Source organism: Candidatus Eremiobacteraceae bacterium, from assembly GCA_035295225.1.
Classification (GTDB): domain Bacteria; phylum Vulcanimicrobiota; class Vulcanimicrobiia; order Eremiobacterales; family Eremiobacteraceae; genus JABCYQ01.
Genome location: DATGJI010000005.1, coordinates 59,758 through 82,645 on the forward strand (window position 1 = coordinate 59,758; position 22,888 = coordinate 82,645).

The window sequence follows — 22,888 nt, forward strand, 5'->3', positions numbered from 1 at the left end:
ATGACGTTGCGCTCACCCTTTGCTGAAGGGTTGCGCGCACAAGAGCGCGGCCGATTCGATGAGGCGATTGCGTTCTTCACCGAGGCGGCGCTCGATCCGCGCCATGCGGCGAGCGCGCTTTCGAAACGCGGCGTCTGCAAAGTGCGGATCGCGGACCTCGCCGGCGCGCGCGCCGATTTCGAGGCGGCGCTGGTTCGCGATCCGCGATGTGCCCCCGCGCTCACGAACCTCGGCAACATGGCGCAGGAAGAAGGCCGGTTCGACTCCGCGCTCGAGCGCTATCAAGCGGCGATCGCGGCCGACGCGAACTACGCGCCCGCGCATCACAACCTCGGCGTTCTCTATCGAAAGCTCGGGCGGGTCGAGGAGAGCGTGCGCGAACTGCGCGCGGCAGGCATGCTTGAATACCGTCCGCGTGCCATCATCGAGCGGCTGCGTTCGGCGTTCCGCCGCGACTAGCGCTTCTCTCCCACCTCGACCACGTCGGCTTGCGTGATCTCCTGAAGATATTCGAACAATTGCGGCAGCGTGATCTTCTCAAGGGCGTTGCGCTTGGGCGCGCGATCGTCGTCGCCTTCATCCCGGATGTAGTAGCGGATATCGAAGTCCGTCGCATCGCCTGCGTAGAACGCGACGGCGAATCCCTTGCTCGGATTGTCGTCGTAGATGCGCATGGCGTGCGGATTGACGATTTCGACTGAGTGTGACGGATTGACCGCGTCGAAGAACGTCACGACGACTTCCGCGACGCCGGTGACTTCTACCGCGCCGACCGTGAAGGCGTTCTTCGCAGAATAGAGCTCGTGGGAGCGCCGATGACGCGCCGACATCTCATAGAAAACACGATGCCGGACGAACCGGCCGAGGATTTTACGGAGTGTCGCGAGTGTGGCGACAGCCTCTTCGCGCTGGCTCTTTGTGTAGATGATCTTCAAGGAGCGCCTCGCGAGGACGAACGAAGCCGGTCTTGAAACGTTCGGCTCTTGATGGAAGGGAGCCCTCTCACCGCGATGCTCCTGTGGCTAGGCCCAACCGACATGGCGACGATTTTTGTGGTCGCTCTGCTGCTTTTCGGGCCCGAACAATTGCCCAAGGTGGCTCGCCAAGTCGGCGAGGTCATGCGTCACATGCAGAACACGACGCAATCGTTCATGCTGGAGATGGATCGAGCCGCGCGCGAGCACGATGTCACACCGGCAGCTGTTGCGCCGCCCCCTGACGACCCGGTCACCGATGTACCGAGCGCCGACGCGCCGGACGACAAATCACCCGAAGCGCCATAAAAGGTCGGTCGCGCCGGCGATAATGTAGGGCGCGCCTTTACGGCGCGCCGGCGCTAATGTAGGGCGCGCCTTTACGGCGCGCCGGCGCTAATGTAGGGCGCGCCTTTACGGCGCGCCGGCGCTAATGTAGGGCGCGCCTTTACGGCGCGCCGGAGATCATGTAGGGCGCGCCTTTACGGCGCGCCGGCGCCATTGTGGGGCGCCTTTACGGCGCGCCGGCGCTAATGTAGGGCGCGCCTTTACGGCGCGCCGGAGATCATGTAGGGCGCGCCTTTACGGCGCGCCGGCGACCATGTCAGGTGGCGGACATGCCCGAAAGCCGCCGCCAGAGTACGATCACCTTCATGACGTAGTGGACAGTTTCGTCATACGGCGGGATGCCGCCGTACTCGTCGACGGCGCCGCTGCCGGCGTTGTAGGCCGCGATCGCGTAAAGATATTGCCGCTGTTGGTCGAATCGCGCGTAATGGCGAAGATCGCCGCCAAGAGTCAGCACGGTGCCGCGGATGTTCTGATCGACATCGTCGGCGTTCGAGACTCCATCGTCTGCAGCGGTGCCGGGCATGAGTTGGCCAAGGCCCATCGCACCCGACGAGCTGCGCGCGGTCCGATCGAACGAACTCTCGGTCGCCACCACGGCCACTACGAGGCGCGGATCGACGCCTTGTGTCGGCGCTTCGCGCATGATGGCGGTAACGATGCGCTCGGCTTCGGATTCCGCAATGCCGGGATTGAAGTAGCGGATCGCGTCGACGTAAGCTCCCATCGCATCGGTCGGTAAGGATGACGTTGTGGCGGCGCGCGACGTGCCGGCAGCGCTCGCATATGCGAGCGCTGCAATCGCGCAGGAAAATATGAGGCGTCGCATATGTGACGTATCGGATTCCCAGCGCCGTCCATCAAGGGCCGGCGCCAATTGTCCCGCTAGAGCTTGAACTGGGCGCGAACTTCGCGCGTCTTCTCTTCGAGAAACTTCAATACGGAATTGCGGACGGATTCGCGCTGGTCTTCTTCGAGCCGGCTATAGATGAGGAATCCGGCAGATGCGACGATGGCACCGATGACCGCGGCAGCGATGGTCTGCCGGAAGATGGTCCCGTCATCCGTTTCCATGCGCGTCGCGCCGTTCACGCGCGTTGAGATCCGTGATTCAGCCGAGCTCTCCATGGTCGTTTCTCCTCATTTCCGGGGCCGCGCCCTTCGGCGGTCAATGCTATTTTCCCGCGCCTCTTACGGTCAGGTACCCACGATAGCTTCGAGCGATTGCGCGGAGGCCGGCGATTGTGGATTCTAGGACGGCTTGCGCTCTCACGCCGCCGCCGTGAATATCTAAGCGGTAGTCGCCGCGGGGGTCATCGTGCACCACGGCAACCGCGCCGCAAAAAGCGGAGACGCCGTTCGCCGCCGTCTGCACGAGCGCGCTGACCGCGGCACACACGATATCCTTGCCTGCCCGCGCGAAACCCGCGTGGCCGGTCACGGTGATGCGGACGATTGCCCCGCGCGATCGATTGAAGCGGACCTGGAGAGGAGCCTTAGCCGAACGAGATCTTTTCAATACGAAGTTCGGTGATCGGCTGACGATGCCCGTGCCGGGTGCGCACGCGCTTCTTCGGCTTGTAGCGGAAGGCCATGACTTTCGGGGCGAGCGACTGGCGCACGATTTTGGCGCTGACAGTGGCCCGCTCGACGAGCGGCGATCCGACGATGAGGTCTTTGCCGTCGTGGGCGAGCAGCACGCGGTCAAAGACGATCTCGGCGTCGGTTTCGCCCGCGACGCGGTCGAGGCGCAGTATCTCGCCTTCCTTTACCTTGAGATGTCGTCCATTTGCTTCGATGACGGCGTACATGCAAAGGCCTTTCGAATTCGAATTCTTATGCGTTTTAGACGCATAATCGTACCATAACCGTGCTTTTAGCGTCAAACACGGCATGTTCCGCCCTCAATTGTGGCTAAAGTATTTACAAAGACGAACAAATGCCCTACTATTTGTTCTTGGCAACTGACAGTTACGACGAATAGTTGCCGCGCCGGAGGTGGGGACTTCCCGTAGTCACGATATTGTCGCATGGGGGCTGAATGGTTGAAAGCACTCGGAACGCACATCCTCGTCGAATTGTCTGAATGCGACCCTCGGGTACTCAGCGACGTCGAAAAAGTCACGAACATCCTTGTGCAAGCCGCCAAGGAAGCAAACGCGGAAGTCCTACAGACAGCATTTCATCGGTTCAATCCGCAAGGCGTCAGCGGTGTCGTAGTCATCGCTGAGTCGCATCTTTCCATACACACGTGGCCCGAGTACGGTTACGCGGCGATGGACATCTACACGTGCGGTGACCACACGGATCCTTGGAAAGCATGCCGATTTGCTGCTGAAGCGTTTCAAGCCAAGCAGATGCTGACCACAGAAGTGCGCCGCGGCATGACGGACGACGCCGGCGTGTTCAGCCACACCGTCGGCAAGAAGTCGACAGGGACCGAGCCGATTGCCAAAAACCGAAAACTTTCAGTGGTACGTTGAGCAGGTCGCTGACGGCGAGCTTCACAGCCACGCACTGACGCGGACCCTCGCGCAAGGCAAATCCGAATACCAGACCTACGCGATCGTCGAAAGCCCTTTATTCGGGAAGATGCTCGTCCTTGACGGCGATACGCAAAGCGCGTCGCTCGACGAGCATATCTATCACGAGTCGCTCGTACATCCAGCCTGTGCGCAGGCCGGCAAACCGGCCAGCGCGCTCGTGCTCGGCGGCGGAGAAGGCGCAACGGTGCGCGAGCTCCTGCGCGTGCCGAGCATGCAGCGCGTGGTGATGGTGGATATCGACGGTGAAGTGGTCGCGGCGTGCCGCACGCATATGCCGGAGTGGGGCGCAGGCGCGTTCGAGGATCCGCGCGTCACGCTGATCGTGGGCGACGCGAAAGCGTATGTCGAAGGATCGCGTGAGAAGTTCGACGTGATCATCAGCGACCTGACCGAACCGCTTGCCGATTCACCGTCCTATGGTTTGCACACCGCGGGCTTCTACGGGCGAACGCGAGGGCTGCTGTCCGCCGGCGGCGCGTATGCGATTCAGACGTCGATGGCGGGTCCGCACAACTTCCAGCTGCACGCGCAGATGATCTCAACGCTCCGGGCGGCGTGGCCTGCGGTCGCGCCGTATACGGCGTACATACCGGCGTTCGATACCGAATGGGGCTTTGCGCTGTGCGCGGATTCGCTCGATGCCCGCAGCCCGGCTGCGATATCGCGTGCCGATGAGCACGCGCGCGCGTGCGGCGGCTTGCGCCACTATGATGGGCAGAGCCACGCGGGGGCGTTCAACGTGCCGCGCTATCTGCGCGACGCCTACGCGCGCGAATCACGCGTCTTCAAATAATAATGTAGGGCGGGCCTTTATGGCCCGCCGGCGGACCGTAAAGGTCCGCCCTACATTAGCCTCGGTGTAAATATCGCGTAAGGGCTAGCGGACGAGGTTGTTCGAGATCGCGTGGATCGCAGCTTGCGTGCGGGCCGTGATTTTGAGCTTGCGGAAGATGTGCGAGATGTGATTCTTGATCGTCTTCTCGCTGAGATCGAGCTTTTCGGCGATCTGTTTGTTCGTCAGGCCGAGCGCGATCAAACGGATGACGTCCGTCTCGCGGCTCGAGAGGTCCGGTGCCTTGGCCGCCGGTCCGGCCGTGGGCGACCGGAGCAAGAGGCCGGCGATCTTTGGATCGATGAAGACCTGTCCGCGCGAAACGGCGCGAACCGCGCGATGCAGTTCTTCGAGCGTGCAGTCCTTGAGCATGAATCCGCTGGCGCCGAGGCTCAAGCATTGGCGAACCGTGGCCGGGAGTGATCGGAAGGCCAGCACGCATACTCGCGCTTCGGGCGCGCTCGTCATCAGCCGGCGCATGAGCTCGCGATGATTCTCGGGTTGGAAGTCAAGATCCAACACGACGACATCGACCGTCGAGTTGAACCCTTCCTCTGGTACCGCGGACATGCCAAACGGTTCTATGTCGGCGTATTGCTCGAGCGCCGCTGAAAGCGACGACCGGAACACCCCTTGTGGCACGATGACCGCGACCCTCAGCGCGTTTCCCACATTCGCGTTTCCAAAGATGCCGAACTCCACGCCGACATCCATCAAGCTCGGTCGGAGGCCGTTCTCGTCGTTGAACGCCGGTATTCGGATGATCGCCCCCACAGTGCGAGATGCAAATCTCGCCAGACCGTCCCCGGCGCGTTCGTTTCAAGATAACACGGTCGAGCGAGAACGTCGACCCACCCGCAGCCTCATTTGCGCGGCGGACTCTCGACCCAACGGCTCTCGCAGCGACCGCACGTTCCGTTTAGGACCGCTGGACTTCTTCAAACGCAGCGACCTTATGGGACTATCCGGGGGCCCTACGTTTGCCTGTGGATGGTGGGGACGATGTGTAAAGGCTTGCTCGCACCGGCCGGCGCGCGTAGGACCAGGCAAACGTCACGGGGCCGGACCATAAAGGTCCGGCCCCACAGAAGAAAAGCCGGACCATAAAGGTCCGGCCCCACACAAAAAAAGCCGGACCATAAAGGTCCGGCTCCACATAAAAAAGCCGGACCATAAAGGTCCGGCTCCGCATAAAAAAGCCGGACCATAAAGGTCCGCCCTACATAAAAAGGCGGACCATAAAGGTCCGCCCTACATGAAATGGTTTAGACGATTCCGCTCTTGATCGCGTGGATAGCGGCTTGCGTGCGCGCCGTGACGTTGAGCTTGCTGAAGATGCGGCTGATGTGGTTCTTCACCGTCTTCTCGCTCAAGAACAATTTCTCGGAGATCTGCTTGTTTGAGAGCCCGAGCGCGATGAGGCGGATGACATCGGTCTCGCGTTCGGAGAGCTCGGTAGGATCGTTGCGATATCGTTTCGTGCTCAAGCGGCGCAGCATATTCCCGGCGAGACGCGGATCGACGTAGACGTCGCCGCCGTGGATCATGAGCAGCGCGCGTGTGAGATCCGATGGGTTGATGTCCTTGATGACATAGCCTTCCACACCGAATATCAAGCTACGCGAGAGAAGGTCTTGCTGTGCGTGCATTGACAGCAGGCAGATGCGAACGCCGGGATGGGCTTCGCGAAGCGAGCGAATCGCGTCTACCGGATCGCCTTTATGGAAGTCGACGTCGAGGAGTACGATGTCGGGTTTCGCCGCGGCGATGCGCGGGAGTTCGCACTGCTCGATGCATTCAGTCACGATGCTGAAACGTTCGTCTTTGGCGAGCAACTGACAAAGCGATTTGCGGAACAGCGCCTGCTGCTCAATAACGGCTATCCGAACTCGATCCATTGCAGGTTCCTCTTCAATAAATTTGAGCTGACGGATGCAGCGACAACGGTGACGCATCGACAGGGCCAGGGCACCAGGCCCGTCCCAAGACCAATCGGCGGCGCGGGTGTAACCAGCAGTCGTCTAGATTGGTGCTTTAGGTCCGTTCTCTATCTCTTCCGGTCCTAGCGTTATACCATAATCCCTAGCGAGTTAGCCACCCCGGGAATCGGGGCACGTCCCATATAAATTAAGGCGAGAGGTCTATAGGACCTAAGGGAAATGCTCCGCTGCTCACGAGGGAGTTTGGATGCCCGATCGACGCGTACCCAAGCCTCCTGACGCCAAAACGGATCCATCGCTGCCGCTGGGCGCCGCGCGAAGCCGGCAAATGCCCGCGATCGTGCTCTTGGATTCCGGCGACGCCGTGGTACTCGCCAACGATCGCGCGATCCGCCTGCTCCGCGACATGGCAGCCCGCGACGGCCGGTCCGAGGCGGATCCGCCGCTTCCACCGGTGCTCAAGGCGCTCTTGCCCGAATTGCGAGCGCGCGTCCGCGACCGCCTCGACACCTCGACCGTGGCCCTCCTCACCGTCGACCTCTGCGTGCGCGCATGCCACGTTGACGGCGGCTCGGGCCGCCATCTGCTGCTCGTGTTCGAGCGCGTCGAGCGCAAGGATGCCGTGCAGCACAATCTCGACCGCTATGCGCTGACGCGCCGCGAGCGCGAAGTCGTGATGCTCTTGCTGCACGGGCATCCCAATCGGCGCATCGCCGATCAATTGTTCCTGACCGAGTACACGGTCGAAGACCACATGAAGCGCATCTTCACGAAGCTGGGCGTCAGATCGCGCACCGCGCTTGCGTCGAAAATCCTCGGCTGGCGCGAGGGCTGAGACCGGCGGCGCCCTGCCTGCCGAGGACGCATCCGCGACCTAATCGAATCAAGGCCCGTGACCGTAGAAATCGGAGCGGCGAGAACGCCGCTGTATGACGTCCACGTGGCCTTGGGCGCGAAAATGTCCCCGTTCGGGGGCTTTCTTATGCCCATCTCCTACTCGAGCATCATCGACGAACATCGCGCGGTGCGCGCGGCGGTGGGCATGTTCGACCTGTCGCATATGGGCCAGTTCGTCGTGCGTGGCGAGGCGGCGCCTGAGTGGCTGGACGGGCTTGCGTGCAACGAGGTAGCGAGCATGCGCCCGCTGCAAGCGCGTTACAACATCTTCACGAACGACATCGGCGGGGCGCTGGACGACACCATCATCTATCGCTTCGCCGAATACTGGCTCGTCGTCGTCAACGCTTCGAACGCACCAAAGATGTGGCGCGAGCTCAACGGCGCGAAGCGCGCCGGCGTCACGCTCGACGACCGCACCGCGCGCTCGGCCCTCATCGCCCTCCAAGGTCCGCGGTCGCTCGAGTATCTGCAGCCGCTCACAGATGTGGATCTCTCGGGCGTGAAATACTACTACGCTGCAACGGGCAACGTCGCCGGAATGCCGGCAGAGATCGCCCGGACCGGCTACACGGGCGAGGATGGCTTTGAACTTTTCGTCGCTGCCGAACACGCGAAGGCTCTCTGGGAGCGGCTGATGCAAGACGCCTCTCGCGTAGGCCTCTTGCCCGCCGGGCTCGGCGCGCGCGACGTGCTCCGGCTCGAAGCCGGCATGCCGCTCTACGGCCACGAACTCGAGGAAGACATCACGCCGCTGCAAGCCGGTCTCGACTGGGCGGTCAAACTCGATAAGAGATTCCGGGGCCGCGAAGCGCTCGCCGCGCAGGCGCAGACCAAGTCGTACGATCGCATTGCGGGCCTCGTGATGGACGGCAAAGCGCCGGCGCGCGCCGGCTACCCCGTCTTCGCAGGCGAGCAGCGCATCGGCGACGTGCGAAGCGGATCGCCGAGCCCAAGTATGGGCGGCAAGAACATCGCGACGGTTCTCGTGCCGGCGCAGCACGCGGCGCCCGGCACGCGCCTGGACGTGGAGATCCGCGGAACGCGCCACGGCGGCGCGGTCGTGCCGTTGCCCTTCTACAAACGAAAGAAATAAGGAGAGATCCGTGCCCGAACCGAGCGATCGACAGTACACCAAAGAACACGAATGGGTGCGAATCGAAGGCGCGACTGCGACCATCGGCATCTCGCAGCACGCGCAATCCGCGCTCGGCGATATCGTCTATGTCGAGCTGCCGAAACCCGGCGCCGTCCTGGTGAAGGGCAAGCCGATCGGCGTCGTCGAGTCCGTCAAAGCTGTGTCCGATATCTATGCGCCGATATCCGGTACCGTCACCGCCGTCAACGGTGCGGTGGAAGACGACCCCGCGAAAGTGAACGCCGACCCGTACGGCGACGGCTGGCTCGCGAAGATCACGGTCGCAGACGCCGCAGAAGCCGCGACGCTGCTCGACTCAAAAGCATACGACGAACTCCTAAAAGCGGAAGGCCACTAGCGCTCTCATGCATGCGCCGCACACCGAACGCGACATCAAGGCGATGCTCGCAGTCATCGGGGCACCGTCGCTCGCCGAGCTGTCGGCGCCGCCGGCCGGCCTCGAGATCAAAGGCGATCTGCACATCGCTCCGGCGCTGCCTGAGTCGCTTGCGTATGCGCATCTTCGCGATCTCGCCGCGCTCGATCGCACCGACCACGCATGCTTCATCGGCGCCGGCGCGTACCGGCACTATCAGCCGCCCGCGGTTCCGTATCTCGCCACGCGATCGGAGTTCATCACCGCGTACACGCCCTATCAAGCCGAAGCCAGCCAAGGCAGCCTTCAGGCGATCTTCGAGTGGCAGACCTACATCTGTCTTCTGACCGGACTCGACGTGAGCAACGCGTCGCTCTACGACGGTTCGACTGCGCTCGTCGAAGGTGTCATCATGGCCTCGCAGGCCACCGGGCGGCGCAAGGTCGCGGTGAGTAAGGGCGTTCACCCGGGATACCGCGCGGTGCTGCGGACGTACGCCGACGGCATGGATTTCGATATCGACGAGTTGCCGCTCGCGGCAGACGGCAGCACCGATCTCGCCGGCGTCGCGGCAGACGTCGGCGCGGTGATCGTGCAGAGTCCGAACTTTCTCGGCTGCATCGAAGACGTGGCTGCAGCGTCGAGCGCAGCGAAAAACATCGGCGCGCTTGCCGTGCAAGTCATCGTTGAAGCCACATCGCTGGGAGCGCTCAAGACACCGGCCGAATCCGGGGTTGCGATCGCGGTCGGTGAAGCGCAGTCGTTCGGTCTGCCGGTGGGATATGGCGGACCCTTTGTCGGTTTCGTCGCGTGCACGAAGGAGCACGTGCGGCGCCTGCCGGGAAGGCTCGTGGGCGAGACGCACGACGTCGACGGCCGCCGCGCATACGTCTTGACGCTGCAAGGACGAGAACAGCATATCCGGCGCGAGCTCGCGTCGTCGAACATCTGCACCAATCAGGCGCTCTGCGCGCTCTTCGCAACCATCTATCTCGCGACTGTCGGAGCACACGGCTTGCGCGCGATCGCCGCCGCGAATCTGCAGCGCGCCCGGCAATTGCGCTCGGTTCTGCTGCAGCTTCCCAACGTCAGCGCGCCGTACGACGCGCCGTTCTTCAACGAATTCGTGGTGCGCTTGCCGATCGCCGGCGCCGAAGCGGTTCGGATGCTGCGCGAGCAAGGCATCGTCACGCTCGCGCTCTCCGATCTCGAATCCGGACACGACAACGATCTGCTCGTCTGCGCCACGGAGATCACGACAGACGCGGAGATTGATCGCTTCGCGCTCGCACTCAAGAAAGGACTGGCCCGTGCCGTCGCTGCTGTTTGAGCAAGGCGAAGCCGGGCGCGGCTCTGACTTCGTCGCGCCTTCGGGCACGCCGTCCGACTACCTCGACAGCTCGCTTCTGCGCGCCGATCTGCCGCTGCCCGATCTCGCGGAGTTCGAGGTGACCCGCCATTTCGTCGCGCTCTCGCATCGCAATTTCTCCGTCGACACGAACTTCTATCCGCTCGGCTCGTGCACGATGAAGTACAATCCGAAGCTCAACGAAGCTGCGGCGTCGTTCCCCGGTTTCACCGACCTCCACCCGCTCGCTCCGGACGCATGCGCGCAAGGCGCGCTCAAACTCATGTGGACGCTCGAGCGCACGCTCGCCGCGCTTTTCGGAATGGAGTCATTCTCGTTGATGCCGTGTGCCGGGGCGCATGGCGAGCTCACCGCGATGCTGATGGCCAAAGCGTATCATCGCGATCGCGGCGACGACAAACGCGTGACCTGCATCGTGCCGGATACCGCGCACGGCACGAATCCCGCCAGCGCGGCGATGGTCGGCTACAAAGTCGTCGCGATTCCGTCGACGAGCCGCGGCCGCACCGATCTGGCGAGTCTGCGCGCCGCGCTCGACGACACCGTTGCGGTCTGCATGATGACCAACCCGAATACGCTCGGCCTGTTCGAAGACGACATCATCGAGATGACCAAAGCGGTGCACGCCGCCGGCGGCCTGATGTACTACGACGGCGCGAACGCAAACGCCATCGTCGGGTTGTGCCGGCCGGGCGATATGGGCTTCGATCTCATGCATCTCAACCTGCACAAGACGTTTTCGGTGCCGCACGGCGGCGGCGGTCCGGGTGCCGGGCCTGTGGGCGCGTCCGCAAAACTCGCGCCCTACCTGCCCGTGCCGCGTGTCGTGCGCGTGCACAATGCCGGCGCCGCGAATTCCGACGCGACGGAAGCCTACGCGTTCTCGAACGATTTTGCGAAATCGATCGGGCCCGTGCGCGTCTTCGCGTCGCACTTCATCGCACTGGTGCGCGCGTACGCGTATATCATCGTGCACGGCGCCGAAGGGCTGCGCCGCAACAGCGAGCTTGCGGTGCTGAACGCGAACTACGTCCGCGCGAAGCTCAAGGACGTGCTCACCGTGCCGTACGCCGACTACTGCAGGCACGAATTCGTCTGCTCCGCCGAAACGCTGAAACGGGAGACCGGAGCGCGCGCGCTCGATCTCGCGAAGGGCCTCTTGGACGCCGGCGTGCACGCGCCGACGATGTATTGGCCGCACGTGGTTCCCGAATGTCTCATGATCGAACCGACCGAGACGGAGACGAAAGAAACTCTCGACGCCTTCGTGGAAACCCTGCGCTCGCTCGTGAAGCAAGCGCACGACGCGCCCGAGTCCATGGCGCAGCTTCCGCTGCACACGCCGGTCCGCCGCGTTGATGAAGCGCAGGTCGGGCGGCTTGCGAACAAGGGCATCGGCCTGCGTTGGAACGTCGAAAAATAGCCGCCGGCGCACAGCGCCGCCCGGCAAAGATCAAACACGAGCGCTCGGCAGGCGGACTCGTCTTGAAGCGCGAGAACGGCATCTACTGCGGCTTGCTGATCGGGCGCAACGTACCGCGCATCTGGTCGTTGCCGAAAGGCCACGTCGAAGCGGACGAGACGATCGAACAAGCGGCGGTCCGCGAAGTGCGCGAGGAGACGGCGATCCAGGCCGCCATCGTGGCAAAGCTCTCAGATATCCGCTACTGGTTTTACAGCCGCGATGTGAAGCACAGCAAGATCGTGCACTTCTTCCTCATGCGCTATGAGGCCGGCAAACACAAGCCGCAAGAAGGCGAAGTGGATGAGACGGCGTGGCGCAAACTCGACGAGATGGCCGGCGTCATGACGCACCGCAACGAGCGGCGCCTCGTTGATATCGCGCGCTCGATCGTCGATGCGCGCTCGGCCAGCGAACTGGGGTTCTAACGTGCCACGCTCGCGCATTGCGGCCGGATTTCTCGCCGCTCTCGCGGCAGCGTTCGCGGCCGCGGGCTGCGCGCATCGGCCGACTCCGGTTCCGACACCGCAGCCCCTTGCCACGCCAACGCCGAAACCGCTTGCCGTCGATCCGCTGAACGGCGAACTTGTGGATCCGGCAAGGCTGAGGCATCGCGTTGCGGCGGTCATGATCGATAATTATCCGTTCGACGCGCGGCCGCAGAGCGGTCTGCACGACGCCGAAATCGTGTACGAGGTGGAGGCCGAGGGCGGCATCACCCGATACATGGCGCTCTATCTCGCGCCAACGCCGGCGAAGATCGGCCCGGTTCGGTCCACGCGAACGTATTTCGTCAATCTTGCCCAGCCTTACGATCCGCTGTTCGCGCATGCCGGCGAGAACGACGACGTCTGGGAGCCGCTCAAAGAATTGCGCGCCGGCGGATTCGCGGACATGGAAGAGATCGTGGGAACGCCGGAAGCGTTCTGGCGCGACGACACGCGCGACATGCCGCACAATCTCTATACGTCGATCGCGCGCATTCGCAAGTCGGCCCCCGACCATGGCTGGCCGGACACGCCGTTTGCGGCGTCGCCGCTGCGCTTCGACGATCCGCCTCAGCCGTCTGCTTCCGCGACGCCGATCGTGGAGACCGTGGCGACAGCGCCCCCCAAAACCGTCGATTCGTTCAGCGTCGGTTTCTGGCTCAACTACTCCGTCGCGTTCCGGCGCAACGGCGACGCCTTCGAGCGCATCATCAACGGCGTCGTGCAGCACGATCTCGACGATGCGCGCCCGTATCGGGTGGCGGACGTCATCGTGGTCTGGGTTCCGGCCCGCGTGCTCGATTCGCTGGGCGATCTGGCGATGGACGTCTACGGCGATTTTCCGGCCGCCGTCGTCCGACCGGATGGCGTGACGCAAGCGCGATGGGAAGCACCCGGACCGAAAGATCCGCCGTATCTCTCCGATGCATCCGGAGCCGCGATCGCGCTGATACCAGGCCAGATCTATATCGAATACGTGCCGCAGGGCGGTCGGCTCGACGTCGGGAAACTTCATATCAGCTACTAAATCGCTTATAGGAGCGCACCGACATAGAGGCTCAGGCGTCCGAAACCGTCGCGCCCACCAAGCCTGCATTACTGGTCAAACTCGACGTCTTCGACGGTCCGCTCGACCTCCTGCTCCAGCTCGTGCTCCAGCAAGACGTGGACATCACGCACGTCAGCCTGGCATCCGTCTGCGAGCAATATCTTGCCTATCTCGCGCTCATGGACGCGCTCGATATCGAGCTCGCCAGCGATTATCTGGTCATCGCAGCGACGCTGATCTTCATCAAGTCCAAGAAGCTGCTGCCGCCGCCGCCCCCGCCCTTCGACCAGGATATGACGGACGATGCGGCGCTGGCCGAAGAGGAACTGCGCCGGCGCCTCATCGCGTATCGCCACTTCAAAGACGCCGCGACCGGCCTTCGCGAGCGCATGGAGATCGCCGCCGCGTATTATCCTCGGCCGGCCGAGAATTCGGACACCGACGGACTCGTGCAGCGGTTCGCCCTCGATGCCTCGACGCTCGCGGCGGCGTTCAAGCGCGCGCTCGAAAACGCCGAGGCGCGGCCGGCCGTGCTCAAACGCGAGACGTTCTCGGTCGTCGTCAAGATGAACCACACGCTGCGGCTCATCCGCGAGCGGACCACGATGACCTTCTCCGAATTGATCGCTGGCTGCAGCACGCTTGAGATCGTGGTCACCTTCCTCGCGGTGCTCGAACTCATCCGCGCGCGCAAGATCCGCTACGCGCAGTCGTCGCTTTTCGACGATATCGTCTTCACGCCGCAACCGAAGGGGGCGATCGACGATCTTGCCCAGTCTGCGTAACCGGCTCGAAGCGGTGCTGTTCGTCGCCTCCGAGCCGGCGACGATGAAGCAGTTGTGTGCGGCGACCGGCGCCGATCCCGCCGCAGTGCAATCCGCGCTGACGGCGTTGACAGCCGATCTGCGCGACCGCGGGATGACGCTGCGCGAAGTCGGCGGCGGATGGCGGCTGACGGCGAATCCCACGTATCGCGAGGACGTCGAGCGCTTCTTGCTTCCGCCGAAGACGCATATCTCGCCGGCGGCGCTCGAGGCGCTCGCGATCGTCGCCTATCTCCAGCCGGTGACGCGGCCCGAAATCGAAAGTCTTCGCGGCGTTGTTTCCGATAGCGTGATCGACACGCTCGAGCAACGCGGCTTTATCGGCGAACTCGGCCGGAAAGACGTCGTCGGCCGGCCGATCCTCTACGGCACCACCGAATTCTTCCTCGAGTCGTTCGATCTGAAATCGCTCGACGATCTGCCGCCGCTGCCTGAAGGCGCGCCCGTCAGAGTTGATGGACAAGTGATCCAGTTGCCGTTGCCCGACGGACGTGAGAAGGCGCTCGAGCAGATTCACGATTCGGTCGAGGGCCACGAAGACGAGATCACCGCGATCGACGATGCGACGCTGCGCGACAACGTCGCGCTCGAACTGGAACGCGCGCTCTCCGAATCCGCTTGAGCGTCAGCCAACCGACACCGGATTTCGCGACGCTCGCGCGCGCATACGCGCGTTATCGCACGTCGTACGGCGACGATCTCTTCGACCTAGTCGCAGAGCATGCGCGCCGGCATGCGACAAGCCCGCTGCGGGCGCTCGACGTGGGCTGCGGCACGGGCTTGAGCACGCGCGGCTTTCTGGACCGCGGGTTTGCGGTGACGGGCGTCGACGTCGCAGTGCCGATGCTTGACGAAGCGCGCGCGGCGCTCGGCGAACGCGCGTCCTTTTTCGAAGCGAGCGCCGAGCATCTGCCGTTCGCCGATTCTGCATTCGGACTGGCGGTCTGCGGCCAGGCGTTCCACTGGTTTGCGCCGCAGGCCGCTTTTGTCGAAATGGCCCGCGTGCTCGCGAGCGGCGGGTTGATGGCGCTCTTCTGGAAGCACGAACTCTTGGACGACCCGTTCGAGCGATGCGCCGTGGACTGCTTGCGCGAATTATCGGAGAAAGACGAGCCCGTCAACGTGTCGCGCGCTCAGACGGGCCGGTTTGACGACTTCTGGGCAGCCAAGCGCGCGTTCTTCGAACACGAAGAATGGCGCCTGCCGCTCCGGCTGCCTTTCACGGTCGAGTCCTTCGTCGGTTTCCACTCATCACGCGAGATCGCGCGGTTCCACTTGGGCAGCAAGCGCGACGACTTTCTCAACAATCTCCGCGAGCGCATCGGCGCACTCGCCGGACCGACCGGCATGTTTGAGGTGAAGTGCATGCAGTACGTCTATCTGGCGCGAAGGCGTTGACATGAGATTTGGCGTTCACGTCGGCACATCGAACAAGTTCGCAGGCACGATCGACGAAGCGGTCAAGGCGGGCTGCGAGTGCATTCAGATATTCGCCGGCAATCCACGCGCGTTCAAGCTGGGCGATTACGATGCGGCCGCGTGGGACGCGTTTGCGGCGCGCCGCCGCGCGGCCGACATCGCGCCGACCATCATCCATACATCGTATCTCGTCAATCTCGCGACCAGCGATGCGTCGCTTCGAAAAAAAGGCGCCGCTCTCGTGGCTCGGGATATGGACGTGGCGGCGCGCGCCGGCATCGAATACGTCAACACGCATCTCGGCAGCTACGGCACGGAGGATCGCGCGGTGGGGTTCAAGCGCATCTGCAAGGAGATCGCCGCGATCGTGCGCGGCGCGCGTCCGGGTCCGATGCTGCTCTTAGAGAATTCCGCGGGCGCCGGCGCGCATTGCGGCGGAACGATGGAAGAACTTGGCGCGATCATCGCGGAAATCGACAGTCCGCGGTTGGGAGTGTGCCTCGACACCGCACATGCGTGGGCTTCCGGTTACGACATCTCAAACGCCGCGGGCGTCAAGAAGTTCTTGAGCCTCGTTGATAAGCACATCGGATTCGATCGCGTGCGCGCGCTTCATCTGAACGACACCGAGGTGGAGCTGGGGGGACGCCGCGATCGCCACTGGCATATCGGTAAAGGCCGCATCGGCGAAACCGGGTTTGCGAGCCTGCTGCGCACAAAGGCGCTCGCTCATGTTGCCGCCGTCTGTGAAACGCCCAAGACGCCCGAGCTCGACCGCGAGAACGTCGCAACCGTGAGGCGCCTGGCCGGTAAACCAAAGGCCGGGACGCGCAAGAAATCGAAGAATCCGTAACCTTAGGCCGCGCTTCACAGTAGACTATCGCAGCATGCAGCCGTCTCGCTTTTACCTCTTCGCGCGCATAGCCGCCGCCGTCACGCTTGCGTTGATCGGCCCGACCGAGGCGTTGGCTCGCGCCGGCGGAGGCCAGGGATTCGGCGGGGGCGGGGGCGGCGGTTTCGGCGGCGATGATTTTGGCGGCGGCCTCTTTAGTCTGTGGCCCCTGCTGTTCTTAGGTCACGGCAGCGGCTTTGGCGGACTCTTCTTTTTCCTCATCATACTGTGGGCGATCAGCCGGCGGAGCCGTGCGGCGAACATGGGCTTCTCGGCCGGCACGCCGGATTCAGGCGTGCAGTCGACGATGCTCGCCACTCCGATGCCGTCCACGACGTTCGACCGCAGCACGGTGGAAGAAGGCCTGGCAACGATCAAGCGGCGCGATCCAAATTTCGACGAGCGCGCATTCCTCGACCGTGCGCAGACCGCTTTCTTCAAACTGCAGCAGGCATGGAACGCGCGCGACCAGGATATAGCGCGTGACGTGATGAGCGACGCGCTTTACGAGCGCCACAAGATGCAGACCGATCAGCTGATCGCAGCGCATCAGACCGACGTGCTCGAGAACATCGTCATCGGCAGCGCTCGGATCGTGGACGTGCGCGCCGGCACGCCGTTCGATTCCATCGTGGTGGCCATGACCGCGAGCATGACCGACTACACGATCGACGACCGTACCAAGCAGGTCGTCTCCGGCGACCGCTATCAGCAGACGTTCACCGAGTACTGGACGTTCATCCGTCGATCGGATGCGAAGAGCGTTGTGGGCTCGACTGCGCTCGCGTCCACGTGTCCGAACTGCGGCGCGCCGCTGCACCTCAACAACGGCAAGTGCGACTATTGCGGCGCGTACTCGCGGACGACGTCGGCGGATTGGGTCGTAGATACGATCGAGCAGACGCGGTGAGCTTCGAGGGTCAGCAGCCATCGGATCGGCGCGGCGCTCCGCGCTTCAACATTTCAATGCCGGTCACGTTCAGCATACCAGCCACGCGGCGCATCTGCGCCGCTACCGTCGATAACATCTCCATGGGCGGCGTGCTTTTGCTCACGGACGAACAGCTCGACAACGGCACGGAGATCGTGATCCACTTGCCGATCGATCTCGATGCGACCATCAACGTTCAGGCCACGATCGTGCGCACCGCGGAAGTCGGCGAATTCGGCGTGGCCTTTATCCGCCTCCCCGACGATCAGATGGATCGCATCTCAACCTTCGTTGAAAGCCGCGCCGCCCGCTCGTGAAGGGGCTCTCTTGAAGGGCTCTTTTGAAGGGGCCGACGCCAGTCGGCCCACGTAACGTTCGCTTGGGCCGACTGACGTCGGCCCCTTCATTAGATCGCGTCGGTTCCTTCGGTCGCTATTTCTCGAGGATGAGACGGCGGCCGGGATAGTCGATGAATACCGCGCCGAACTGCGAGAGCGCGCCTGCGCCGACAATGCCGTCCGACACGGTCGGCGCAAATGCGCCTGTCGCGTGCAGCACGACTTGCGTGAAGAGATCGACGAGCGAAAAATCGCCGAGGCTGAGTTGCGAAACGGTTGTGACGCGCACCGGGATCTCGCCGCCGCCCGCGCCGCGGGCGCTTTGTATCGCGCGCTGATTGCTGGCTAGATCCGGCGTGACCGGACCCTGGGTCCCGACGCCTAATTCGTTGCTCACCACGGAATTCTGCGTTTCAAAATCGTTGGCGTGCGCGTCCGCGTACTCGCGATAGAGCACGAGCGCAGCGTCGCTTCCGGTGTCCAAGGTCAAGGTGACCGGATCGCTGCGGCCCAGTCTTGCGTCTACGCGCGAAACGCGATTGTCGATCGCGAGCGGCAGCACCGCGCCGGTGCCCTTGTACGTGAACGCGCTCGGCAGCATGAAGAGGACCTTGGAATCGAAGTATGAGATCCGCGCGACGAGTTGCGCGAAGATGTCGTAGCCGGCGATGCCGTCGATGTGATCGCGCGCGAGTGAGGCGGGCAATTGGAGCGGAACCGCTTCCATGACGAAATCGTGGAAGACCGCGTCGCCGATCCCAAGTGTCGTGGCGCGCGTCACCGTGCCGGTCAGTTCTCCAGCTGCATTGATGTGAGCGACGCCGCCGGTCGGCATGCCCAATCGCGCGGCGACCTGCGCGTCGATGACGCTCGTGGATGAACCGCTGTCGAGCAGCAGATGCACGGATGAGCCGTTGAGGGTGCAGCCGAGTATGATCAGGTTGTGATCCGTGTCGAACGGAACGGTGACCTCGCCTTTGCCGGCCGGCATATCCGGCTCGCGCTGCGTCGGCGCGGTGAACGTCGAGCTCGCGACCGGCGCCGCGAAGTGGACGTCGTCGACGGTCGTCGTAGTCGTTCCCGTCGCATCGGTGTCGACGCTGAGCGTCGGAACGGGCACGCCTTCGAATCGCCGGTACGCGCTGTAGCGGATCGTTCTATCGGCGAAGTCACCGCCGTCGACGAGCGCGCTTGCCGCGTCGATGTAGAGTGTCGCATCGACTTGACCGACTTTCGTCGAAACGACATACGCGCGGCGTCCGTCCAGGTAGGTGATACCGGTGACCTTCGCGCCAGGCGTATCAAATTTGTAATCGTTGAGTCGAAGCAGACGGCTCACCGCATTGTGATGGTTGTCCGTGTCCGTGAGCGTGACATTGCCGTTCTCGTCTTGCTGCCAGAAGTGCGCGCCGTCATCGCCTTCGGCGTGCGCCGAAAGCGGCAACGTGAAGTCTTGCCGAAAGTGCCCCTTCGCATCGGCGATGGCATCGTACGAGGCTTCGGTGCCGCCCGACGTCACCGTGCCGCTCCATCGTATGCTGCCGACGGGCAGCAATCCAAACGCTTGCGAGTGCCGCAGAAATAACGTGCCCGCCGTCGGAAGGAAGATCGGCGGAGTCGGCAGCGGAATCGGGGGCGCCGGGGCGGGAGTGGCGCCAGTCGCAAGCGCGACGGCGATTGCGACAAGAGCGGCGGTCATGCCGAGTGCGTTCGCGGAGCGCCGCGAGTTTGCATCTCGCGCCCATCGCCAGGGAGCCTGTCTTGGGCTCGCTAAAGTCGGCGGTCTGATGAAACGTCGTCCGACTTCGCGCGCGCTGCCGCCGACGTGGCTCGTTGGGTCGAAAGTCCGGCTGCGCGCGATCGAGCCCGAAGACGTCCCACAGCTTCTGCGCTGGTTTAATGAATCGCCGGCGCGGGAGTGGCTGATGACACGGCTTCCGCTTTCGCGAGCCAATGAACGGGCGTGGGCCGCGAGCGCCGCGATCAGTCCGGCGACGCCGACCTTCATCATTCAGACGCTCGCGGGCAAAGACATCGGTGTGACCGGTCTGACGTTACACGGTGCTCGCGCGGAAATGGGCATCGCGTTGCATGAGTCGCGCTACTGGGGCGGCGGCTACGGTACCGATGCGGTGCGAACGCTTGTGGACGGCGCCTTTCGCGCGCTGCCGCTCTTACGCATCGAGCTCATCGTCTATCCGGATAACAAACGTGCTATCGGTTGCTACGAGAAGGCTGGGTTTTCGCGCGAAGGTGTCTTACGTGCGCGCGAATATCGTCGCGGCAAATATGAAGACGTCGTGATCATGAGCATCTTGCATGAGGAGTGGCGACGCGACCGTGCCAAAGACTGACGTCGCCATCGCTGCTCCTCGACCGGCGGGTGTGCGGGTTGTCGCGCGAACAGAGGCGCACGTCTCCGCCATCGCGGCGGCATTCAACCGCGGCGACGCAGCAGCATCGACGCTCTATCACCTTCCCCGATCGCACGTGGCGCTCTCGGCCGGCTATGAAGGCGGGCGCCGCCATCGGACGATTCGCAACTTCACCATTCTCCGCGATCACGAAGTCATCGGCGTCTGTTCGTTGCTGCCGCCGACCTTCGCTGGAGTGCAGCTTGCGATTGCGATCTTTGATGCGCCATCACGCGGTCGCGGCATTGGACGGTTTGCCGTGAGCGCACTGTGCGAACTCGCGTTTGATGAGCTGCGGATAGGGCGCGTGGAGCTCGGCACGTACCCGGACAACCATGCCGCGATCCGTTGTTACGAGGCTTGCGGGTTTTCTCGCGAAGCGTTGCTGCGGCGCTACATCTATCACGATGGCGCATGGCGCGATTTGCTCTGGATGGCCCGCGCCAAGTCTGATTCACAAATATCTGGCGGGAGAAGATAGGAATCGAACCTACCAGGCCCCTTGCGAAGCCCAACACGGTTTTGAAGACCGGCAGCGGCACCAGCCGCAGACTTCTCCCACAGTCGCGGAACGCGCCATTTGACGGGAGTTTGAGGCGTTCCCGCGACAGCCCGGAATCGGCCGGAAAACGGCGATCTGCTAATGGATTGCTAATGCGATGGGTGACACGAGACGAGGCATCTCGCTAGTCCGCATCGGCACTTCGCCTCATCGTCTCCAAGCAAAGGACTGGAGCACAGCGGTCACCCAACCACACGTGTTAGCGTTTAAGGCAATTCTGGGGGACGTTCCGAGCAGATCAGTCGGTGTAGTGGTCTCTGCGTCTGGACTTAAAGATGGAGCAATCGCAGCGACGCGCGGGGATTGGTAGAAGATGGACTTCATAAACAGCTATGAGGACGCCAACCGCGCCGCCGCCTACTCCACGCTCCAATTTGCCAACACGTACTTCCTCGCATACCGTGACCTGCCGGCGATAATCGCCCACCACGTGGCGGGAAAGAGAGCGCTCGATTTCGGCTGCGGTACCGGCAGATCGACCAGATTTCTCCAAGCGCTTGGGTTCGACGTCATCGGCGTGGATATTTCGGAGGACATGGTTAGATTAGCTCGCGACACCGATCCTTCCGGCGATTACCGTTTGATTCCGGGCGATGATTTCACCGGACTTGGCGTTGGGAATTTCGACCTCGTGCTCTCCGCCTTTACTTTCGACAACGTTCCGGGCGGGCTGAAGGGGAGAATCATTTCTGATCTCGGTAAGCTGCTGACACCGAAGGGGGCCATCATCAGCATCGTTTCGTCTCCCGAGATCTACACGCATGAATGGGCATCATTTTCGACCAAAGATTTTCCGGAGAACGCTTCGGCTAAATCCGGCGATGTCGTACGCATCATCGTAACCGATCACCATGATCGTAGACCGGTCGAAGATATCCTGTGTACCGACGACACATACCAGGAGATATTCGCAAATGCCGGTCTGAACGCGATTCAAACCCTGCGGCCGCTGGCAACCCGTAGTGAGTCTTATACGTGGAGCAACGAGACCACCGTAGCTCCGTGGGTGATTTACGTTTTGAAGCGAGCGTCGTAGGAATTGTATTCTATCGCGACAGAGAAAGTCCGGATGACTTGCCGCCGGTGTTCTGTACGGTCGCGCACTGGGTCAATGGTGAGATCGTCGAAGAAAAGTTATTTTATGATTTGGTCGGGTTGCTCAGGCAAATCGGCGTGGCCTAGAATCGCAGCGCGCAACCGACTAGCGGCCCAAGTATGAGTTGGGGCAGCGGCAGCCGAAAGGACCGCCATGGCAGAGATACTTCCAGCGATTTTCTTTGGGCATGGCAATCCAATGAACGCTGTCCTCAACAACAACTATACGGAGGGATGGCGGCGTATAGGTGCACAAATCGCAAAACCTCGGGCCATTCTCGCCATTTCAGCTCATTGGTTCGTACCTGACACCGGCGTTACGGTCAGCACGGCGCCGCGAACTATCCACGATTTTGGCGGGTTCCCTCGGGAACTTTACGATATCCAATATCCTGCGCCCGGCGATCCTGAGCTCGCGCGGCGCGTTCAAAAGATGCTTGCACCGCTAGAGGTCAAACTAGACACCTCGTGGGGACTCGATCACGGAACGTGGTCCGTGCTGCGTCACGTATACCCCGAAGCGAGTACGCCCATCGTGCAGCTCAGCATCGACGAGGCCCAGCCACCTTCGTTCCACTTCGAGATTGGCCGCAAGCTTGCAGCGCTGCGCGAGGACGGTGTGTTGATTGTTGGCAGCGGCAATTTGGTGCACAATCTCCACACGTATGCGTGGGGACGTCACGACCCAGAACCGTTCGATTGGGCGATCCGCTTCGAGACCGAAGCAAGGGGCCTACTGCTCGCCGGAGACCCCAGGCCTCTTATAAACTACGAGACGCTCGGGAAGGAGGCTCTCCTTTCGGTTCCGACACCGGATCACTACTTGCCGCTGCTATACGTCATCGGAACGAGGCAACGCGACGACGTTATCACATTCCCCGTCGAAGGCGTTGATGGCGGATCCATTTCGATGCTAACGGTACGCGTTGGGTCGCAGGCGTCGTGACTCTTGGCCGACTGCGCATAGCAAAACGATCTGTCCGTGCCGCTTCAGA

29 protein-coding genes and 1 tRNA gene are annotated in these 22,888 nt (G+C 62.7%); 21 read left to right on the top strand and 9 right to left on the bottom strand.

The features are described from left to right. Positions 1-459: a tetratricopeptide repeat protein gene (locus VKT51_00825; GenBank protein HLJ82701.1), complete on the top strand. Its 459-nt coding sequence runs from the start codon at positions 1-3 to the stop codon at positions 457-459. Here VKT51_00825 and VKT51_00830 read toward each other — a convergent pair. Then, positions 456-935, bottom strand: a complete 480-nt coding sequence (locus VKT51_00830; protein ID HLJ82702.1) for a hypothetical protein — start codon at positions 933-935, stop codon at positions 456-458. The two genes, VKT51_00825 and VKT51_00830, sit on opposite strands and share 4 nt — an antisense overlap. A 51-nt stretch (positions 936-986) precedes the next feature. Between VKT51_00830 and VKT51_00835 the strand changes: the two genes are divergently transcribed. Next, positions 987-1,283 (top strand): twin-arginine translocase TatA/TatE family subunit, encoded by a 297-nt coding sequence (locus VKT51_00835; GenBank protein HLJ82703.1) that lies wholly within the window; start codon positions 987-989, stop codon positions 1,281-1,283. A 295-nt stretch (positions 1,284-1,578) separates the two neighbouring features. Here the strand turns inward: VKT51_00835 and VKT51_00840 are convergent, their stop codons facing one another. From VKT51_00840 to rplU, 4 genes are read right to left on the bottom strand one after another with little or no spacing between them, the layout of a single operon-like run. Next, positions 1,579-2,151, bottom strand: a complete 573-nt coding sequence (locus VKT51_00840) for a lytic transglycosylase domain-containing protein (GenBank protein HLJ82704.1) — start codon at positions 2,149-2,151, stop codon at positions 1,579-1,581. Between the two features lie 56 nt (positions 2,152-2,207). Beyond that, entirely contained in the window at positions 2,208-2,450 is a 243-nt protein-coding gene (locus VKT51_00845; GenBank protein ID HLJ82705.1) for a hypothetical protein, read from the bottom strand. A 46-nt stretch (positions 2,451-2,496) separates the two neighbouring features. Further along, on the bottom strand, positions 2,497-2,841 hold the full coding sequence (locus VKT51_00850) for a ribosomal-processing cysteine protease Prp (GenBank protein HLJ82706.1): 345 nt from the start codon (positions 2,839-2,841) through the stop codon (positions 2,497-2,499). Further along, positions 2,819-3,133, bottom strand: coding sequence for a 50S ribosomal protein L21 (gene rplU / locus VKT51_00855; protein HLJ82707.1), 315 nt, complete (start codon positions 3,131-3,133; stop codon positions 2,819-2,821). The genes VKT51_00850 and rplU overlap by 23 nt, the downstream gene beginning before the upstream one ends. A 219-nt stretch (positions 3,134-3,352) precedes the next feature. On the opposite strand from rplU, the gene speD reads away from it, so the two are divergent. Both speD and VKT51_00865 read left to right on the top strand, forming a co-directional pair. Further along, positions 3,353-3,805 (top strand): adenosylmethionine decarboxylase, encoded by a 453-nt coding sequence (gene speD / locus VKT51_00860; protein HLJ82708.1) that lies wholly within the window; start codon positions 3,353-3,355, stop codon positions 3,803-3,805. Then, positions 3,771-4,661 carry a methyltransferase domain-containing protein gene (locus tag VKT51_00865; protein HLJ82709.1) on the top strand — a complete coding sequence of 297 codons (891 nt, stop codon included), beginning with the start codon at positions 3,771-3,773 and terminating at the stop codon, positions 4,659-4,661. Before speD ends, VKT51_00865 begins: the two co-directional genes overlap by 35 nt. A gap of 84 nt (positions 4,662-4,745) precedes the next feature. Here VKT51_00865 and VKT51_00870 read toward each other — a convergent pair whose 3' ends face one another. Further along, on the bottom strand, positions 4,746-5,474 hold the full coding sequence (locus tag VKT51_00870; protein HLJ82710.1) for a response regulator transcription factor: 729 nt from the start codon (positions 5,472-5,474) through the stop codon (positions 4,746-4,748). Positions 5,475-5,965: 491 nt separating this feature from the next. Continuing rightward, positions 5,966-6,598 (bottom strand): response regulator transcription factor, encoded by a 633-nt coding sequence (locus tag VKT51_00875; GenBank protein ID HLJ82711.1) that lies wholly within the window; start codon positions 6,596-6,598, stop codon positions 5,966-5,968. Positions 6,599-6,887: 289 nt separating this feature from the next. On the opposite strand from VKT51_00875, the gene VKT51_00880 reads away from it, so the two are divergent. The 13 genes from VKT51_00880 to VKT51_00940 all read left to right on the top strand — a co-directional run bounded on the left by VKT51_00880 (position 6,888) and on the right by VKT51_00940 (position 17,801). Next, on the top strand, positions 6,888-7,475 hold the full coding sequence (locus VKT51_00880) for a helix-turn-helix transcriptional regulator (protein ID HLJ82712.1): 588 nt from the start codon (positions 6,888-6,890) through the stop codon (positions 7,473-7,475). Between the two features lie 57 nt (positions 7,476-7,532). Next, a complete protein-coding gene (gcvT, locus tag VKT51_00885) occupies positions 7,533-8,633 on the top strand; it encodes a glycine cleavage system aminomethyltransferase GcvT (protein ID HLJ82713.1) in 1,101 nt (366 codons plus the stop codon). A gap of 10 nt (positions 8,634-8,643) precedes the next feature. Continuing rightward, positions 8,644-9,033 carry a glycine cleavage system protein GcvH gene (gcvH, locus tag VKT51_00890; protein ID HLJ82714.1) on the top strand — a complete coding sequence of 130 codons (390 nt, stop codon included), beginning with the start codon at positions 8,644-8,646 and terminating at the stop codon, positions 9,031-9,033. A gap of 7 nt (positions 9,034-9,040) precedes the next feature. Then, complete coding sequence (gene gcvPA, locus VKT51_00895) at positions 9,041-10,381, top strand: aminomethyl-transferring glycine dehydrogenase subunit GcvPA (protein ID HLJ82715.1); 1,341 nt, start codon at positions 9,041-9,043, stop codon at positions 10,379-10,381. After that, positions 10,362-11,843: an aminomethyl-transferring glycine dehydrogenase subunit GcvPB gene (gcvPB, locus tag VKT51_00900; protein ID HLJ82716.1), complete on the top strand. Its 1,482-nt coding sequence runs from the start codon at positions 10,362-10,364 to the stop codon at positions 11,841-11,843. The genes gcvPA and gcvPB overlap by 20 nt, the downstream gene beginning before the upstream one ends. Beyond that, positions 11,825-12,310 (top strand): NUDIX hydrolase, encoded by a 486-nt coding sequence (locus VKT51_00905; protein ID HLJ82717.1) that lies wholly within the window; start codon positions 11,825-11,827, stop codon positions 12,308-12,310. Before gcvPB ends, VKT51_00905 begins: the two co-directional genes overlap by 19 nt. A gap of 1 nt (position 12,311) precedes the next feature. Next, on the top strand, positions 12,312-13,397 hold the full coding sequence (locus VKT51_00910) for a DUF3048 domain-containing protein (GenBank protein HLJ82718.1): 1,086 nt from the start codon (positions 12,312-12,314) through the stop codon (positions 13,395-13,397). Positions 13,398-13,519: 122 nt separating this feature from the next. Continuing rightward, entirely contained in the window at positions 13,520-14,203 is a 684-nt protein-coding gene (locus VKT51_00915) for a segregation/condensation protein A (GenBank protein ID HLJ82719.1), read from the top strand. Then, entirely contained in the window at positions 14,187-14,864 is a 678-nt protein-coding gene (gene scpB, locus VKT51_00920; protein HLJ82720.1) for an SMC-Scp complex subunit ScpB, read from the top strand. Before VKT51_00915 ends, scpB begins: the two co-directional genes overlap by 17 nt. Next, positions 14,861-15,640, top strand: a complete 780-nt coding sequence (locus tag VKT51_00925; GenBank protein ID HLJ82721.1) for a class I SAM-dependent methyltransferase — start codon at positions 14,861-14,863, stop codon at positions 15,638-15,640. The genes scpB and VKT51_00925 overlap by 4 nt, the downstream gene beginning before the upstream one ends. A 1-nt stretch (position 15,641) precedes the next feature. Beyond that, entirely contained in the window at positions 15,642-16,514 is an 873-nt protein-coding gene (locus tag VKT51_00930; protein HLJ82722.1) for a deoxyribonuclease IV, read from the top strand. Between the two features lie 34 nt (positions 16,515-16,548). After that, positions 16,549-17,463: a TIM44-like domain-containing protein gene (locus VKT51_00935; GenBank protein ID HLJ82723.1), complete on the top strand. Its 915-nt coding sequence runs from the start codon at positions 16,549-16,551 to the stop codon at positions 17,461-17,463. Beyond that, on the top strand, positions 17,460-17,801 hold the full coding sequence (locus tag VKT51_00940) for a PilZ domain-containing protein (GenBank protein HLJ82724.1): 342 nt from the start codon (positions 17,460-17,462) through the stop codon (positions 17,799-17,801). The genes VKT51_00935 and VKT51_00940 overlap by 4 nt, the downstream gene beginning before the upstream one ends. 115 nt (positions 17,802-17,916) lie before the next feature. Here VKT51_00940 and VKT51_00945 read toward each other — a convergent pair whose 3' ends face one another. Then, on the bottom strand, positions 17,917-19,521 hold the full coding sequence (locus tag VKT51_00945; GenBank protein ID HLJ82725.1) for a retropepsin-like aspartic protease: 1,605 nt from the start codon (positions 19,519-19,521) through the stop codon (positions 17,917-17,919). A gap of 88 nt (positions 19,522-19,609) precedes the next feature. On the opposite strand from VKT51_00945, the gene VKT51_00950 reads away from it, so the two are divergent. Continuing rightward, a complete protein-coding gene (locus VKT51_00950) occupies positions 19,610-20,176 on the top strand; it encodes a GNAT family protein (GenBank protein ID HLJ82726.1) in 567 nt (188 codons plus the stop codon). Then, positions 20,163-20,717, top strand: coding sequence for a GNAT family protein (locus VKT51_00955; GenBank protein ID HLJ82727.1), 555 nt, complete (start codon positions 20,163-20,165; stop codon positions 20,715-20,717). The genes VKT51_00950 and VKT51_00955 overlap by 14 nt, the downstream gene beginning before the upstream one ends. On the opposite strand, the gene VKT51_00960 is transcribed toward VKT51_00955, so the two are convergent. Then, positions 20,702-20,796 (bottom strand) — tRNA-Sec (locus VKT51_00960). The genes VKT51_00955 and VKT51_00960 overlap by 16 nt on opposite strands. Before the next feature lie 315 nt (positions 20,797-21,111). Between VKT51_00960 and VKT51_00965 the strand changes: the two genes are divergently transcribed. Beyond that, positions 21,112-21,834: a class I SAM-dependent methyltransferase gene (locus tag VKT51_00965; GenBank protein HLJ82728.1), complete on the top strand. Its 723-nt coding sequence runs from the start codon at positions 21,112-21,114 to the stop codon at positions 21,832-21,834. A 213-nt stretch (positions 21,835-22,047) separates the two neighbouring features. Then, positions 22,048-22,839 (top strand): 4,5-DOPA dioxygenase extradiol, encoded by a 792-nt coding sequence (ygiD, locus tag VKT51_00970; protein ID HLJ82729.1) that lies wholly within the window; start codon positions 22,048-22,050, stop codon positions 22,837-22,839. Positions 22,840-22,888: the final 49 nt, after the last annotated feature.